At 71.7% G+C, this 14,076-nt stretch carries 15 protein-coding genes; 7 read left to right on the top strand and 8 right to left on the bottom strand.

Annotated elements, in window-relative coordinates:
• Nucleotides 1–133: 133 nt before the first annotated feature.
• Entirely contained in the window at nt 134–1,336 is a 1,203-nt protein-coding gene (locus ACFYNL_RS30630) for an MFS transporter (RefSeq protein ID WP_388808864.1), read from the bottom strand.
• 433 nt (nt 1,337–1,769) lie between these two features.
• On the opposite strand from ACFYNL_RS30630, the gene ACFYNL_RS30625 reads away from it, so the two are divergent.
• Complete coding sequence (locus tag ACFYNL_RS30625; protein ID WP_388808861.1) at nt 1,770–2,351, top strand: hypothetical protein; 582 nt, start codon at nt 1,770–1,772, stop codon at nt 2,349–2,351.
• Between the two features lie 59 nt (nt 2,352–2,410).
• Here ACFYNL_RS30625 and ACFYNL_RS30620 read toward each other — a convergent pair whose 3' ends face one another.
• From ACFYNL_RS30620 to ACFYNL_RS30600, 5 genes are all read right to left on the bottom strand, one after another.
• The gene (locus ACFYNL_RS30620) at nt 2,411–3,160 is read right to left on the bottom strand and encodes a DUF4142 domain-containing protein (protein WP_388808858.1); all 750 of its coding nucleotides are present in this window, start codon (nt 3,158–3,160) and stop codon (nt 2,411–2,413) included.
• A 119-nt stretch (nt 3,161–3,279) separates the two neighbouring features.
• Entirely contained in the window at nt 3,280–4,320 is a 1,041-nt protein-coding gene (locus tag ACFYNL_RS30615) for an alpha/beta hydrolase family protein (protein ID WP_388808856.1), read from the bottom strand.
• A 447-nt stretch (nt 4,321–4,767) separates the two neighbouring features.
• Nucleotides 4,768–5,502, bottom strand: a complete 735-nt coding sequence (locus ACFYNL_RS30610; protein ID WP_388808853.1) for a DUF2470 domain-containing protein — start codon at nt 5,500–5,502, stop codon at nt 4,768–4,770.
• Between the two features lie 14 nt (nt 5,503–5,516).
• Nucleotides 5,517–6,992: a sensor histidine kinase gene (locus ACFYNL_RS30605; RefSeq protein ID WP_388808851.1), complete on the bottom strand. Its 1,476-nt coding sequence runs from the start codon at nt 6,990–6,992 to the stop codon at nt 5,517–5,519.
• On the bottom strand, nt 6,989–7,696 hold the full coding sequence (locus ACFYNL_RS30600) for a response regulator transcription factor (RefSeq protein ID WP_388808849.1): 708 nt from the start codon (nt 7,694–7,696) through the stop codon (nt 6,989–6,991). The genes ACFYNL_RS30605 and ACFYNL_RS30600 overlap by 4 nt, the downstream gene beginning before the upstream one ends.
• Nucleotides 7,697–7,901: 205 nt before the next feature.
• Here ACFYNL_RS30600 and ACFYNL_RS30595 point away from each other — a divergent pair, with 205 nt between their 5' ends.
• The 6 genes from ACFYNL_RS30595 (at nt 7,902) to ACFYNL_RS30570 (ending at nt 12,958) form a co-directional block, all read left to right on the top strand.
• Nucleotides 7,902–9,188, top strand: coding sequence for a ferric reductase-like transmembrane domain-containing protein (locus ACFYNL_RS30595; RefSeq protein WP_388809106.1), 1,287 nt, complete (start codon nt 7,902–7,904; stop codon nt 9,186–9,188).
• An 18-nt stretch (nt 9,189–9,206) separates the two neighbouring features.
• Complete coding sequence (locus tag ACFYNL_RS30590) at nt 9,207–9,614, top strand: FMN-binding protein (protein ID WP_388808846.1); 408 nt, start codon at nt 9,207–9,209, stop codon at nt 9,612–9,614.
• Nucleotide 9,615: 1 nt separating this feature from the next.
• Nucleotides 9,616–10,356: an FAD:protein FMN transferase gene (locus ACFYNL_RS30585; protein ID WP_388808843.1), complete on the top strand. Its 741-nt coding sequence runs from the start codon at nt 9,616–9,618 to the stop codon at nt 10,354–10,356.
• A 111-nt stretch (nt 10,357–10,467) separates the two neighbouring features.
• Complete coding sequence (locus ACFYNL_RS30580; protein ID WP_388808840.1) at nt 10,468–11,610, top strand: ABC transporter ATP-binding protein; 1,143 nt, start codon at nt 10,468–10,470, stop codon at nt 11,608–11,610.
• Nucleotides 11,607–12,293 carry an ABC transporter permease gene (locus tag ACFYNL_RS30575; protein ID WP_388808838.1) on the top strand — a complete coding sequence of 229 codons (687 nt, stop codon included), beginning with the start codon at nt 11,607–11,609 and terminating at the stop codon, nt 12,291–12,293. Before ACFYNL_RS30580 ends, ACFYNL_RS30575 begins: the two co-directional genes overlap by 4 nt.
• Complete coding sequence (locus ACFYNL_RS30570; protein ID WP_388808836.1) at nt 12,290–12,958, top strand: ABC transporter permease; 669 nt, start codon at nt 12,290–12,292, stop codon at nt 12,956–12,958. Before ACFYNL_RS30575 ends, ACFYNL_RS30570 begins: the two co-directional genes overlap by 4 nt.
• Before the next feature lie 110 nt (nt 12,959–13,068).
• Here ACFYNL_RS30570 and ACFYNL_RS30565 read toward each other — a convergent pair whose 3' ends face one another.
• Together ACFYNL_RS30565 and ACFYNL_RS30560 are read right to left on the bottom strand one after the other, a co-directional pair.
• Nucleotides 13,069–13,644 (bottom strand): ATP/GTP-binding protein, encoded by a 576-nt coding sequence (locus ACFYNL_RS30565; protein WP_388808834.1) that lies wholly within the window; start codon nt 13,642–13,644, stop codon nt 13,069–13,071.
• Nucleotides 13,641–14,054, bottom strand: coding sequence for a DUF742 domain-containing protein (locus tag ACFYNL_RS30560; protein WP_388808832.1), 414 nt, complete (start codon nt 14,052–14,054; stop codon nt 13,641–13,643). Before ACFYNL_RS30560 ends, ACFYNL_RS30565 begins: the two co-directional genes overlap by 4 nt.
• Between the last annotated feature and the right edge of the window lie 22 nt (nt 14,055–14,076).

Genomic DNA, 14,076 nt, shown 5'->3' with positions numbered 1-14,076 from the left:
TGACCGCGGTCTGTTCACAGGCCGGTCGTGGCTTCCGCGTGGCGCTGATGGTCCCGTCAACCTTTCGAGTCGTGCGTGTGGGGAGATTCTGGCACACAGGTCCGGGGGCCCACCGGTGTGCGGCGGGCCGGACTCAGGCGGTCTTCCTGCCGGTTCGCACCAGGCTGAGCAGGACGCCGAGGGAGAGCGCGGCGACCACCGCGCTGAACGTCTCCCCGGCGGGGCGCAGGCTGGTCTCGCGGATCAGGACGCCCACGCCGATCGCGGGTACCGCGAGCATCGAGTACAGGATGGCGAAGAAGGTCGACACCGACGCGCCGCGGTGCTGGGGGGCGCTGCGGGTGGTGATGCTGCCGATGCCGTGGCCGACGGCGATGCCCGTCGCCAGCCCGTTGACGGCGGCGCCGACGAGCAGCGGCGCCAGGGTGCCGGTGGCCATCGACGTGGCGATCAGGGCGGCGGCGACGATCAGCCCCAGGCAGGACGCCGGCAGCGCGGTGGCCGGTTTGAGGGTGCGGACCAGGAGCTGGCCGAAGGCGGTGCAGGCGAAGGCGACGAAGACCACGAGGCCGGTCAGCGCGTGGCTGGTCTCGTGCAGCACCGTGCCCAGGAACAGGCCGGTCACGGCGGTCAGTACGCCGAGCACTGCGAAGCCCGAACCGGCCGCCATCGCGGAGCGCAGGAAGTCCGACCGGATCTCGCTCGGCACGTGCAGCGGCTGGAACTGAAGCGAGAAGCCGGACCGGTGTGCGGAGCTCTCCCCGTTCACCATGACCCCGAGCATGCCGATGGCGGCCAGGGCGAGCATGACGACCCAGGGCGTGCGCAGCGGGGAGGGGGCGAGGTCGGCCAGGATTCCGGCCAGCAGGGTGCCGCACGCCAGGCCCCCCATGTTGGCGAACAGCGCGATCGTGGCGGGCTTCACCCGGGCGTCCGGCCCGAGCCGTTCGGCCAGTGAGGCGGTGGCGGCACCCGTCACCAGGGCCGCGGAGAAACCGGAGATGACTCGGGCGACCAGCATGGCGCCGACGTTCTCGGCGATGAGGAACACGGCCGCGGCGCACACGGACAGCAGTGTGGCCGCGATCAAGACGGGGCGGCGGCCCACCTGGTCCGAGAGCCGGCCGAAGACCAGCAGGCCGAGGACGACGCCGAGCGCGTACACGGCGAACACCACGGTCACGGTGAAGGGTGTGAAGCCGAACTCCGCGCCGTAGAGGGGGTAGAGGGGGGTGGGCGCCGTGGTGCCCGCCATGGTGATCCATAAGGCGAAGGCCACGCTGAACACGGCGAGCCCACCGCCTTTCGCCCCCGCTGGTGTGCTGGTCCGGTCCATGGCCCGGACGGTCGGGTTCCCCACTGCTGTGGCCTCTCATGAGCGGTCGTGAAGACGTAGGACGCGGTATCGAGACAAGACTTACCGTTGCGTCTAGACCCTGAGACTAGACTAGTCGTCGCGTCTATTCAATGGGGCGTGGCTAGGCGAGGCAGCGGGGCATGGCCAGGCGAGGCAAGGGAGGACTACGGCACCGTGCCCGCCCGGCGTGACGCCGCGGTGTCCGCGAGCCGAAAGGGGAGCGGCGGGCGGGCGACGCGACCGTTCGCACCGCGCGGCTGACGCTCGGAACGGGCGTCGAGGAACCGCCTGAGCGGCGCCGACCTCCTCCGGGCGCGGCGGCGGGTCATCGAGTGTGAACGGATCCTGCGCGGCCCTTGGCAGGTTGGCGCACACTGGAAGTGGTGCTGTCGGTGCTCAAGGGGGTGTCGGCATGGCTGCCTCGGAGTGCACGAGGGTGCGGCTGTGGCGGTGGCGGAGCAGCCCGCTGAGGCGGCGCAGCGATGTCATCGAAGGCTGGGTCGTGCTGTGCGGATGGCTGTTCGCGCTGGTCGGGGCCGTGTGGGGAGGCATGCTCGCGGCGGACGCGGTGGTGGCCTCCGCGGAGCGGCAACGGGCCGAGAGTCGCGAGGTGTCGGCCGTTCTGGTGAAGGACGCGGAGGATCCGGGTGCCTCGCGGGTCACCACCGACCACCTCGTCTGGGCGACCGTGCGCTGGACCGATACCGAGGGCGCCACCCGCACCGACGAGGCCCGGGTGCCGCCCCACACCCGGGCGGGCAGCAGGGTCGACGTGTGGACGGACCGCCACGGCGCCGTCGTCAACGAGCCGCTGTCCGAGAACGAGATGCTGCTCCACTCGATCGCCGGAGGCGTCCTGGCCGCGGCCGGCGCCGGGGGCGTCGTGCTGGGGTGCACTTGGGTCGTGCGCCTGGGTCTGGAGCGTCGGCGGCTGGAGCAGTGGGCCGCTGAATGGGAGCGGATGGACACGCCCTGGGGGTGGAAGACCGGCTGACCCGGCGTCCTCTTCCGGCCGGCAGGGCGCCGCGCCTCAGCCGCGGCCCACGGCGCGCGTCACTTGACGTCCGCGCTCGGCAGCGCCGTCGGGGACGCGGTGTTCAGGTCCTCCAGGCCCTTCGGAACGGCGAGCGTGAGCACCGGCGCGCCGGGCTGCGGCGCGGGCGGTGTGAGCTGCTCCTTCGGCAGCTTCGGCGGAGTGGTCTGCTGGAAGTTGTTCGCGTCGAAGTTCACCAGGCCGGTCTTCTCCAAGACCGTGATGTGGTCCAGCACCGTGTCGTTGGCCAGGTCGGCCAGCTGGCGGACCATGGTGTTCTGCGTGTTGGCCCGGATCTTGGCGATGGCCGGGAAGATCTGCCCGTGGGTCACCCGCATGATGGCGACACCGGTGGCGTCGAACTCCTTCCCGGTCTTGGAGTCCACGGTCGCCACGAACTGCTCCTGCTGCGGACTGGCCTGGTTCGGCAGCGTGATGTTCAATTCGGTCGCGATCTTGCGGCACGCGAGGTCGAGCCGGGCGTGTCCGACGACCAGGTGCTGGCCCGCTTCCTTCATCTCCGGCGTCGTGCCTCGCTCCATCGCCATCAGGCCGAGCGGGTGCTCCCACAGGCCGGCCGCGCGGACCTTGACGACGAAGTCCCGGTCGGCCTCGGTCAGCGGCCCGTACTGGGTGTTGGCGATGACACGGTCCTGCGAGGTGGACGTGTTCTCCACGCCGAGCATGGCGGGGTAGGCGAGAGCGGAGAGGGTGAGGACGAGGGCGCCTCCCACGAAGACGGTGCCTACCATGCGGCGCGAGACGGGCATCGTGCCTCCTGACGTGAACGACTTGGTCCCCAGGAGGTACGTACGGGACACCGGAAACAATCACCGCGGCACGCAAAAAGTTGACGACCTGCCGTGTGGCGTACGTCACGCTCGCGGGCTCAGTGCAGGTGGCGTTCGAAGAAGGCCATGGTGACCTCCATGGAGTCCGGCCACCGCGGTCCGAAGGTGTGCCCCTCGCCCGGGTACGTCCGCAGCTCCACGTCCTTGCCGGCCGCCTCGAACGCGGCGGCGGTCCGCTTCGACCAGGCCAGGGGGCAACTCGTGTCGGCGGTGCCGTGGTGGATCTGCAGCGGCTCGGTGACCCGGTCGACGTAGGTGACCGGTGAGACCTGCCGCCAGAACTCCGGATTCTGCTCGGGCGTGCCGTGCGCGGCCTCGATCTCGGCGACGATCGGATCGTCCTCGGGCCGCTGGAACTGGTCGATGTTCTCCTCGGGGCGCGAGCTGACCGGCGCGAAGACGACGGCGGCGTCGAACAGTCCGGGCGCGACGACCAGCGTGTTGTAGACGACCCCGCCGCCCATGGACCGTCCCATCAGGCCGATCCGCTCGTCGTCCACGTGCGGGCGGGCGGCGGAGCGCAGCGCGTGCGCGGCTGCGATGACGTCCTCGGTGTAGCCGAGGCGCAGGTTGACGTCGTTGTCCGGATCGTCGTCGGATCCCGCGTGGTTGCGGTAGTCGGTGTGCAGGACCACGTAGCCGTTGCGGGCGAGCAGGTCCTGTTCCCGGGGCATGCCCTGGCCGGTGGTGTAGACGTCCGGGTTGATGTAGCCGTGTGCCAGGACCAGTGCCGGGAACGGGCCGTCGCCTCGGGGGACGTTCATGATCCCCGAGATGGTCAGGCCGTTGGACTCGTAGGTGACGGCGTACTGGGTGTAGGCCGCCGTGCGCAGCCGTACGGCGCCGAGGCGGAGGTCGCTGCCGCGGTGCTCGCGCTGGATCAGGGCCGGGATCGAGACCGGATCGGCGGGAGAGGGGGAGGGGGGCGTCGAGGCAGGGGGTTCGGTCGCGGTCCGGGCCGAGGCCGCCGGGGTGCCGGTGCGCGCGGCGTCCCGGCCGCCGTCGCTCCCGGTGCAGCCGACGGCCACCACCAGCACGAACCCGGCGGCGAGGCAGGACATGCCGCGCAGTGAGCGCATGCCGTCAGTATCCCGCCGTCGGACGCGGTCCGTCGGGTGGCCGGGCGGAGGTCGCGACCCGCCGCGGAGGGGCCCGCCCAGGCCATTGCCGTTCGGATCAGGTGCCACAACACAACGCGGCAGATACGCGTGCCGGGGCCGGCGACGCGGGCATGATCCAAACGTCAGGAACCGAACCTGCTGGGTCGTGTCCGCAACGTCCCGTCGTCCGCCCGGAGGGGGCCGTGCGGCGAGAGTGCGTGCCAGGCGTCGCGGGGCAGGCGGGACTGTGCGGACACGGCCTGAGGGGTCCTTTCGCCATGCCCGTCCGGGTCGCGCGGTCTGGCACCGCGCCTCGCCGCGTTGCCGAAACGCCCACGTGGCTCCGCCACGAGGGCGCTTAGGCGCCTTGCGATGCACGGCACCAGACCACGCGACCTGATCGGACGCTCATGGTGAAAGGACCCCTCAGGCGCCCGGCGGTTCGGGAGTTCGCCCACGTGGTGGTCGGCAGGTGCCGGCGACGGGCCGGGCGGTGGCCTCGGCGAGCAGCGCGTGGATCTGGCGCACCGCCTCGCCGGGGTGCGTGGCGGGGGTGCCGAACGGCAGGCGGGTGTCGGAGTGGGAGTCCGGCGTCTGCACGCGGAGCACCAGCCCGTACCGGTCGAGCCGCAGGGGCCGTACGTCCCTCGTGCCGAGCCGCTGACGGGACGGGAGCAGACGGGCCAGTGGGGCCACGGTGTGGGCGTGGGCCGCGTCCAGCCGGGCCAGCATCTCCGCCTCGTGGGTGGCCAGGGGGTCGGGGGCGGCCAGGGTCAGTTCGTCGAGGTCGAGGGTGGCCGTCCCGTCGTGGTCGGTGAGCACGGCCCGGGCCGGGGCGAAGACCAGCGCCTTCGGGCCGAGCGCGGTGAGTCGGCCCCCCAGCGTCACCCGGGCGCGCACCCGTTCCCGTACGGCGACCGGGGCCACGTCGGTGAATTCCACGAGGGCGGTCAGGGCGCCCCGGGGTGCCACGGCGAGCTCGGCGGCGAGGTGCGCGTCCGGCGGGTTCTGCAGGAGCAGCCGTGCGGCGGCGTCGACGGTGTGCAGGCCGATCAGCTCGACCCGGTGACCGTGCGTGGTGACGGTCAGCGAGCCGGCCGCCGCCAGCACCGAGCGGGCGCGCTCGGCGGGCGTCGGCTCAGGGCAGGTGACAGCAGGCATGACGACCCCTCTAATTAGGTAAGGCTAACCTTATCTCCTCTCCGTGTCGTGTCCACCAAGGCCGGCGGAATCGTCACCGTGAACACCGTCGCCCCCGGCTCACTGGTCACCTCGATCAGGCCCCCGTGGGCCTCGATGAGGGACCGGGCGACCGCCAGCCCCAGGCCGCTGCCGCCGCGGTCACGGCTGCGGGCCTTGTCGACCCGGTAGAAGCGGTCGAAGACCCGTTCCCGGTCGGCGGGCGGGATACCGGGACCGGCGTCCGCGATCCGGACCTGCGCCGTGCCGTTCACCACCGACACCGCCAGCGACACCGGTGTCCCGGCCGGGGTGTGCATCGCCGCGTTGGTCAGCAGGTTGTCCAGGACCTGCCGCACGCGCTGCGGGTCGAGGCGCAGCCTCAGGGACGAGGGGCCGGGCGCCACCGTCAGGGGGTGGTCGGCGTGGGTGGCGCGGAACGCGTCCACGGCCTGCTCGGCGAGCTCCACCAGGTCCGCCTCGCGCAGCCGCAGCGGCGTCTCGACCTCGGCCGCGTCCAGACGGGCGAGCAGCAGCAGGTCGTCGAGGAGGAAACCCATCCGGGCGGCCTCGGCCCGCAGCCGGGCCAGATGCCGGTCGCGCTCCTGAGGCGCGTTGGCGGCCGCGTACTGGAACAGATCCGCGTAACCGCGTACCGACATCAAGGGCGTACGCAGCTCGTGCGAGGCGTCCGCCACGAACCGGCGCAGCCGCTGCTCGGCCTCCGCGCGCACCGCGAGGGAGTCGTCGATGTGCTCCAGCATGGTGTTGAACGCGGTGCGCAGCTCCTCCACCTCGGGCCCGCCGCCGCGCGCGTCGTGCCGCATCGGCAGCCGCCCCGAGTCCGTCAGGTCGTGCGAGGTGATGTCGCGGGCCGTGTGCGCCATCTCGCTCAGCGGCTTCAGGCCGCGCCGCAGCATCCCCCGACCGAACACCACGAGCGCCAGCAGCGCGAGCCCGAAGGTCACGACCTGGATCGTGACGAGCTGACGCATGGTGTCGGAGATCTCGTCCATGGGCGCCGCGCTGACGAGGATCACGCCGGGCTCCACCTCGCAGGCGCGCAGCCGGTACAGGCCCGCGTCCCCGAGACGCTCGGTGGTCACCAGTTCCTTGTGCGCGGTGGTCTGCGCCCTGGCCAGCGCGGTGAAGTCGTCGACGTCCTTCGGCAGGTCGGCGGCGTCCTCGGGCCTGCGCAGTTCGGGCGTGCCGTCCGCCACGTCGTACACGGCGTAGAACCAGCTGTAGTACTTCTTCCCCGTGAGCGTGCCGTAGTCCGCGATGCTCTTGGACTGGGCGATCTGGGCCTGCGCCAGCTGGGTGTCGAGCTGCGCCGACAGGTAGTCCCGCATGTACGTGGTCAGAGCCGTTCCGACGACCGCGAACACCACCAGCGACAGCGCGCCGAGACCCAGCGCGAGCCTGGTGCCCAGCCGCAGCCTGCCGTACGTCCGCCGCAGCCGCCCTCTCACTCGGCCGCCTGCCGGATCACGTACCCGAAACCGCGCACGGTGTGGATCAGCGGTGCCCTGCCGTCGCCGGGCTCGTCGGGCTCGTCGAGCTTGCGGCGCAACCGGCTGACGACCAGCTCGACCACGTTCGAACGTCCGCCGAAGCCGTACTCCCACACATGGTCCAGGATCTGCGCCTTGGTCAGCACCGTCGGCGACTTGCGCATCAGATAGCGCAGCACCTCGTACTCGGTCGGCGTGAGCGTCAGCAGCCTGTCGCCGCGGCGGACCTCGCGGGTGTCCTCGTCCATCGTCAGGTCGCCCACCCGCAGCACGGAGCGCTGGAAGCCGGGGCCGGCGGCGCGCCGCAGCACCGTGCGCAGCCGCGCCATCAGCTCCTCCACCGCGAACGGCTTGACCAGATAGTCGTCACCACCCCGGGTCAGCCCCGCCACCCGGTCGGCCACTCCGTCGCGCGCGGTCAGGAAGACCACCGGCACCATGGTCCCGGCACGGCGCAGCCGGTCCAGGACACCGAAGCCGTCCACGTCGGGCAGCATCAGGTCCAGCACCACGATGTCCGGACGGAACTCGGCGGCCAGCCGCAGCGCCTCCTCGCCGGAGTTCGAGGTGACCGCCTCCCAGCCCTCGTAGCGGGCTACCGTCGCGACGAGGTCGGCGATGGGCGGGTCGTCGTCCACCACCAGAAGGCGTACTTTCTCCACCCGTTCATACTGCGGCACCCGGCACCCCTCCCCGGCGGCGGGGAGGGCGCCGCGACCACATCGATAACCACTTGAAAGAAGTACGACAGCTTTTCGACAGCCGCCGCCGGACAAGCTCGGTGTCCCAGACGAGATCAAGGAGCTGCCGCCCGTGACGACGACCGTCCCCTCGCCCCCAGCGCCCCCCACGGCGATACGCCCCAGGGTGGTCGCCCGCACGGGCCTGTACGCCGTGTGCGCCGCGAACGTGGCCGTGGTGCTCTACTTCTTCTTCGCCGCCGGCTTCGCCTCCAACGCGCTCATCGTGCTCGGCCGGCTGGCCGGCCTGTTCGGCGCCCTGCTCATGGCGCTCCAGCTGCTGCTGGTGGCCCGGCTGCCCTGGCTGGACCGCCGGATCGGCATGGACCGGCTGACCTCCTGGCACCGCTGGACCGGGTTCGGCGTCCTGTGGGCTCTGCTCGCGCACGCCGTGTTCATCACCTTCGGCTACGCCCGATCCTCTTCGCTGGACCCGGTGAACCAGCTGATCGACCTCGCCGAGACGGTCGAGGGCGTCCTGCGCGCCGTAGTCGCCCTGGGGATCATCCTCGTCATCGGGGTGGTCTCCGCCCGGTTCGCACGGCGCCGGCTGGCGTACGAGACATGGCACTTCATCCACCTGTACACCTACGTCGCGGTGGTCCTGGCCTTCTCGCACCAGGTCGCGGTCGGAACGTCCTTCACCTCGTCCTCCGCCGCCACGGCGTACTGGTACGGGCTGTGGGGCGTGGCGCTCGGCGCGGTGTTCGTGGGCCGCCTGGTCCTCCCGCTCCGGCGCAACCTGCGCCACCGGCTGCGCGTGTCGGCGGTCGTCCCCGAGTCCGACAACGTGGTCTCGATCTACATCACCGGCCGCGACCTGGACAAGCTCCCGGCGCGGGCCGGCCAGTTCTTCCTGTGGCGGTTCCTGACGAAGGACCGCTGGTGGCAGGCCAACCCCTTCTCCCTGTCGGCCGCGCCCGACGGCACCCAGCTCCGGCTCACCGCCAAGGCGGCCGGCGACGGCTCGGCGGCTCTGCGGCACGTGGAGGTCGGCACCCGCGTCTTCGCCGAGGGCCCGTACGGCGCCTTCACCGCACTGCACCGCACCCGGCCGGAGGCCGTCCTCATCGCCGGCGGTGTCGGCGTCACCCCGATCCGGGCGCTGCTGGAGGAACTGCACGGCCACGCCGTCGTGATCTACCGGGTGGCGACCGACCGGGACGCCGTCCTCTACGGCGAGCTGACGGAACTCGCCCACGCCAAGGGCGCCGAGCTGCACCTGGTGACCGGTCCGTCGGTCCCCGACAAGCTGGGCCCGGCCGAGCTGGCGCGGCTGGTGCCGGACATCACCGACCGGGACGTCTTCCTGTGCGGGCCGCCGCCCATGATGAACGCCGTCATCGGCAGCCTGCGCGAGCTGGGAGTGCCCAAGCAGCAGGTTCACTTCGAGCGCTTCAGCCTGGCCGGCTGAGAGGACGAGGAAGACACCATGAAGCGAGCGATACCCGTCCTGGTCCTGAGCGTCGCGGGCCTCATCCCCGTCTGGCGCTACGAACCGTCCCTCGGCGCCCCCGCGACGGAGGACGCGGCCCCCGCCCCCGCACCGTCCTCGCCGGCCTCCGCCCCCGCCTCGGGCGGCACGGTCGTCAAGGGCTCGACGGTGCGGACGGACAAGGGCCCCGTGCAGGTCGAGGTGACCTTCGAGGGCTCCAGGATCGCGTCGGTGCGGATGCTTCAGCAGCCGAACCATCCGCAGACGACGGCCGCGGTACCGAAGCTGATCGCGGGGACCCTGGAGGCGCAGAGCGCGGACGTCGACTCGGTGTCGGGGGCGACGATCACGAGCGAGGGCTACAAGGAGTCCCTCCAGGCCGCCATCGACGCGAAGGGCGCCTGACGTGCACCGCGTCGAGCAGGTGATGGGGTTCCCGGTGTCGTTGCGGGTCGACGACGACCACATCGCAACGGCGATCGGGGACGCCGTGTTCGCGTGGCTGCGTGAAGTCGACGCCCGCTTCAGCCCGTTCAGGGCCGACAGCGAGGTGTGCCGACTGGACCGGGGCGAGCTGTCACCCGGTGACATCAGCGCCGACCTGCGCGAAGTCCTCGACCTGTGCGAGGAGTACCGGATCGCCACGGGCGGTGCCTTCGACGTACGGCTGCCCGGGCGCGGGCTGGATCCGTGCGCGGTGGTCAAGGGCTGGTCCGTGCAGCGGGCCGCCGACCTGCTGAAGGCGGCGGGCGCGCGGCGCTTCGTCCTCAACGCCGGGGGCGACGTGGTCGCTTCCGGCGGCCCCTGGCGGGTGGGGGTACGCCACCCCGAGCAGGCCGACAAGGTCTGCACGGTCGCCGAACTGACCGACGGGGCGATCGCGACGTCCGCCCGCTACGAACGCGGCGACCACATCCTCGACGGCCGCACCGGCCGCCCGGCGACCGGCCTGCTCTCCCTGACCGTCGTGGCCTCGTCCCTGACCCTGGCGGACACGACGGCCACCGCCGCCTTCGCGATGGGCACGGAAGGCGTCGAGTGGGCCGCCGCACGGGCGGGTTGCGAGGTCTTCGCGGTGGACGCCGAGCGGCGGGTGCTGCGTACGGAGGGGTTCCCGGTGGCGGGAGCGCAGGTGCGGGCGGCGTGACCGACGCCTGACGAGGCGCTCGAACAGCGGCGGTCTAGACTCGGCGGACGGCCCGCTCGGCCGAAACCGGAAGCGAGCCAAGTCTGTCAGCCGCGAAGGGTGTTCGGCGTTTTGATACGGATAGAGTCAGTCACCAAGCGGTACCCGGACGGCACGGTGGCGGTCGACCGGCTCTCGTTGGAGATACCCGACCGCTCGATCACCGTGCTCGTGGGGCCCTCGGGCTGTGGCAAGACCACCACGCTGCGCATGATCAACCGGATGGTCGAACCCAGCGAGGGCACCATCCTCATCGACGGCGTGGACAGCCGGCAGCAACCCGTCAACACCCTGCGCCGGTCCATGGGTTACGTCATCCAGAACGCCGGCCTCTTCCCGCACCGCACGATCCTCGACAACATCGCCACCGTGCCCCGCCTGCTCGGCTGGGGCAAGGAGAAGTCCCGGGCGAGGGCGCGCGAGCTGATGGACCGGGTGGGGCTCGACGGGGCGCTCGCCAAGCGGTACCCGTACCAGCTGTCCGGGGGCCAGCAGCAGCGTGTCGGGGTGGCTCGGGCGCTGGCGGCGGACCCTCCGGTGCTGCTGATGGACGAGCCGTTCTCGGCTGTCGACCCCGTGGTGCGCAAGGGCCTGCAGGACGAACTGCTGCGCATCCAAGAGGAGTTGGGCAAGACCATCGTCTTCGTCACTCACGACATCGACGAGGCCGTCAAGCTCGGCACGATGGTCGCGGTGATGCGCACCGGCGGGCGGCTCGCCCAGTTCGCCCCGCCCGCCGAACTGCTGTCCCACCCCGCCGACGCGTTCGTGGAGGACTTCCTCGGCGCCGACCGCGGCATCCGACGGCTGTCCTTCTTCCCCTCGACGGGCCTGGACCTGCTGACCGCGCCGATCGTGGCCGTCGACGCCACCGCCGAGCAGATCGCCGCCGCCGGCGCGGACGACGCCCCCTGTCTCCTCGTCACCGACCCGGACGGCAGGCCCCTCGGCTGGAGCGAGCCGCACGACCTCGTGGCGGGCGGGATCAGGACGGACCGACTGCTGCCGTACGGACGCCCGTTCGTCGCCGGCACCGACTCGCTGCGGGCCGCGCTGGACTGCGCCGTGCTCTCGCCCACCGGATGGGCCGTCGCCGTGGACGACGAGGGCCGGGCCACCGGCGTCGTCTCCCAGCAGAGCATCGGCGAGGCCGTCCGCGGGGCGCACGCCGAGCGGCGACGTACGGACGACGACGTCCGGAAGGTCGCTCCGTGACCGAGCTCCTGGACATGCCGAGCTACCTGGAGCACAGCTACCTCGGCCTGGTCGCACTGCACCTGCGCGAGGGCCTGCTCCCGGTGCTCGCCGGGCTGGTCGTGGCCCTGCCGGTGGCCCAGTTGTGCGTCCGCTTCCGCTGGCTGTACCCGCCGGTGCTGTGGGTGACGACCGTCCTGTACGCCATCCCGTCGCTCGCCTTCTTCGTCGTGCTCATCGACTACACCGGCCTGAGCGAACTCACGGTGATGATCCCGTTGGCCGTCTACAGCCTGGTGGTGCTGGTCCCGGCCATCGTGGACGGCGTGCGCTCGGTGCCGCAGGAGACGCTGGCCGCCGCCACCGCCATGGGCTTCGGACCGGTACGGCGCTACGTCCAGGTGCAGTTGCCGATCGCGGCGCCCGCGATCCTCGCCGGGCTGCGGGTGGCATCCGTGTCGAGCATCTCCCTCGTCAGCGTCGGCATGCTGATCGGCAACGAGGGCGCCCTCGGCAACATGCTCGACGCCGGCATGAGGTACGGCCAGCCGCGCCTGGTGTGGCTCTCGGTGGTGGGTACGGCCGTCCTCGCGATCCTCGTGGACGCCCTGCTGATCGGCGTGCGCACCCTGCTCACGCCCTGGATGCCGCGCGGCACCCGCACCTCCTCACGTACCCGCGTCGCGAAGGAGGGCGCCCGGTGAACGTCCTCAGCCACATCAGCGCCTTCTTCAGCGACAGCGCCCACTGGCAGGGCTACGACGGCATACCGTCGCGAGTCGGCGAGCACGTCGAGTACACGCTGATGGCGCTCGGCATCGCCGCCGCCGTCGCACTGCCAATCGGCCTGCTCACCGGCCACACGGGGCGCGGCGGCAACACGCTCGCCCTCATCGCCACCTCGGCGCGGGCGCTGCCCAGCTTCGGCCTGATGGTGCTGATGTTCATCCTGCTGGGCCTCGGCATGGCCCCCGTGATGATCCCCCTGGTCGTGCTGGCCGTCCCGCCCATCCTGGTCACCACCAACGAGGCCATGCGCTCGGTCGACCCGGCACCGGTGGACGCCGCCCGCGGCATGGGCATGGCCGAGACCGGCATCCTGTTCCGGGTCGAACTGCCCGTCGCCCTCCCGCTGATCCTCAGCGGCCTGCGCTCGGCCGCCATCCAGATCGTCTCGACGGCCACCATCGCCGCGTACGTCAGCTTCGGCGGTCTGGGCCGCTACATCATCGACGGCCTCTACCAGCGCGACTACGAGAAGGTCGTGGGCGGCGCCACCCTGGTCGCCCTGATGGCCCTGGTGACCCTCGCGGTCTTCTGGCTGCTGGGACGGCTGGCGACGTCACCGGGGGTGCGCAGGCGCACCTGAGGCGGGACCACCGGGGCCGCCGGGTGCGCCCTACGTGCGACAGGTGGGCCGACATCGCCTCCGCCGCGGCGGCCGTACGGGCCGCACGGTGAGGCAGTACGGCGGGGGCTTCAGGCCTGTGCGCGGGCCAGCGCCAGTTCCAGTACGACGAGCAGGGCGTCCCGCACCGACCCGGTCTCACGGGCGTCGAAGACGACGACCGGGACGCCGTCGCTGACGTCGAGCGCCCAGCGGACCTCCTCCAGCGTGTGCTCGACCCTGCCGTCGAAGGCGTTGACGGCGACCGCGAAAGGGATGCCCTTGTGCTCGAAGTAGTCGACGGCGGCGTAGCAGTCGTCGAGGCGGCGGGTGTCGACGATGACGAGCCCGCCGACCGCGCCCTCGACGATGTCGTCCCACATGAAGCCGAACCGCTCCTGACCGGGCGTGCCGAACAGGTACAGCTTCAGGGTCGGGTCGACGGTGATGCAGCCGAAGTCCATGGCCACGGTGGTCGTCGTCTTGCGCGGGGTGTGCGAGAGGTCGTCCACGCCCGCCGCGACCTCCGTGATGGCGGCCTCCGTGGTGAGCGGCTCAATCTCGGATATCGAGCCCACGGCCGTGGTCTTGCCCACGCCGAAGCCACCCGAGATCACCATCTTCACCGGCAGCGGCGGTCGTACGGTGGCCGGTTCGGTCGGTGTCACTGGATACCTCGTGCGTCGGGGATGGCGCGCAGTCCGTCGATGACCCTGCGCAGTACGGAAGCGTCATGAACGAGACCGGCGTCGGGCACATGCACCGTCAACTGTCCCGCGGCGCGCAGGTCCTCGGCGAGGACACGCACCACGTTCAGGTGCAGCCGCAGCCGGGCCGCGATCTCCGCGATGGACTGCGGCAGCCGGCACTCGGCCACGATGTCGTGGTGCTCGAAGGCGAGCCGGTCGAGCGCGTCGAGTCCCTCGGCGGTGGCCACCACCTGGGTCTCGACGGGCATCGACCGGCCGTCGGCACCGTCCGCCACCCGGCCGGCGGTGAGCAGGAACGGCCGTACGGCGGAGGCGGGACCCACCGGGTCCGGGCCGCCCGGGTCCGGTGCTTCGGTGCCGTCCGCCATGGGGAGTCCTGTCGTCCGTACG

Source organism: Streptomyces sp. NPDC007808 (assembly GCF_042868655.1).
GTDB lineage: Bacteria > Actinomycetota > Actinomycetes > Streptomycetales > Streptomycetaceae > Streptomyces.
This window is presented reverse-complemented; position numbering and strand designations above follow the sequence as displayed.

Excerpts from the sequence above, each read along its gene's own strand:
- ACFYNL_RS30630 (WP_388808864.1), bottom strand. The coding sequence starts at position 1,336 with ATGGACCGGACCAGCACACCAGCGGGGGCGAAAGGCGGTGGGCTCGCC.
- ACFYNL_RS30625 (WP_388808861.1), top strand. The coding sequence starts at position 1,770 with ATGGCTGCCTCGGAGTGCACGAGGGTGCGGCTGTGGCGGTGGCGGAGC.
- ACFYNL_RS30620 (WP_388808858.1), bottom strand. The coding sequence starts at position 3,160 with ATGCCCGTCTCGCGCCGCATGGTAGGCACCGTCTTCGTGGGAGGCGCC.
- ACFYNL_RS30615 (WP_388808856.1), bottom strand. The coding sequence starts at position 4,320 with ATGCGCTCACTGCGCGGCATGTCCTGCCTCGCCGCCGGGTTCGTGCTG.
- ACFYNL_RS30610 (WP_388808853.1), bottom strand. The coding sequence starts at position 5,502 with ATGCCTGCTGTCACCTGCCCTGAGCCGACGCCCGCCGAGCGCGCCCGC.
- ACFYNL_RS30590 (WP_388808846.1), top strand. The coding sequence starts at position 9,207 with ATGAAGCGAGCGATACCCGTCCTGGTCCTGAGCGTCGCGGGCCTCATC.
- ACFYNL_RS30560 (WP_388808832.1), bottom strand. The coding sequence starts at position 14,054 with ATGGCGGACGGCACCGAAGCACCGGACCCGGGCGGCCCGGACCCGGTG.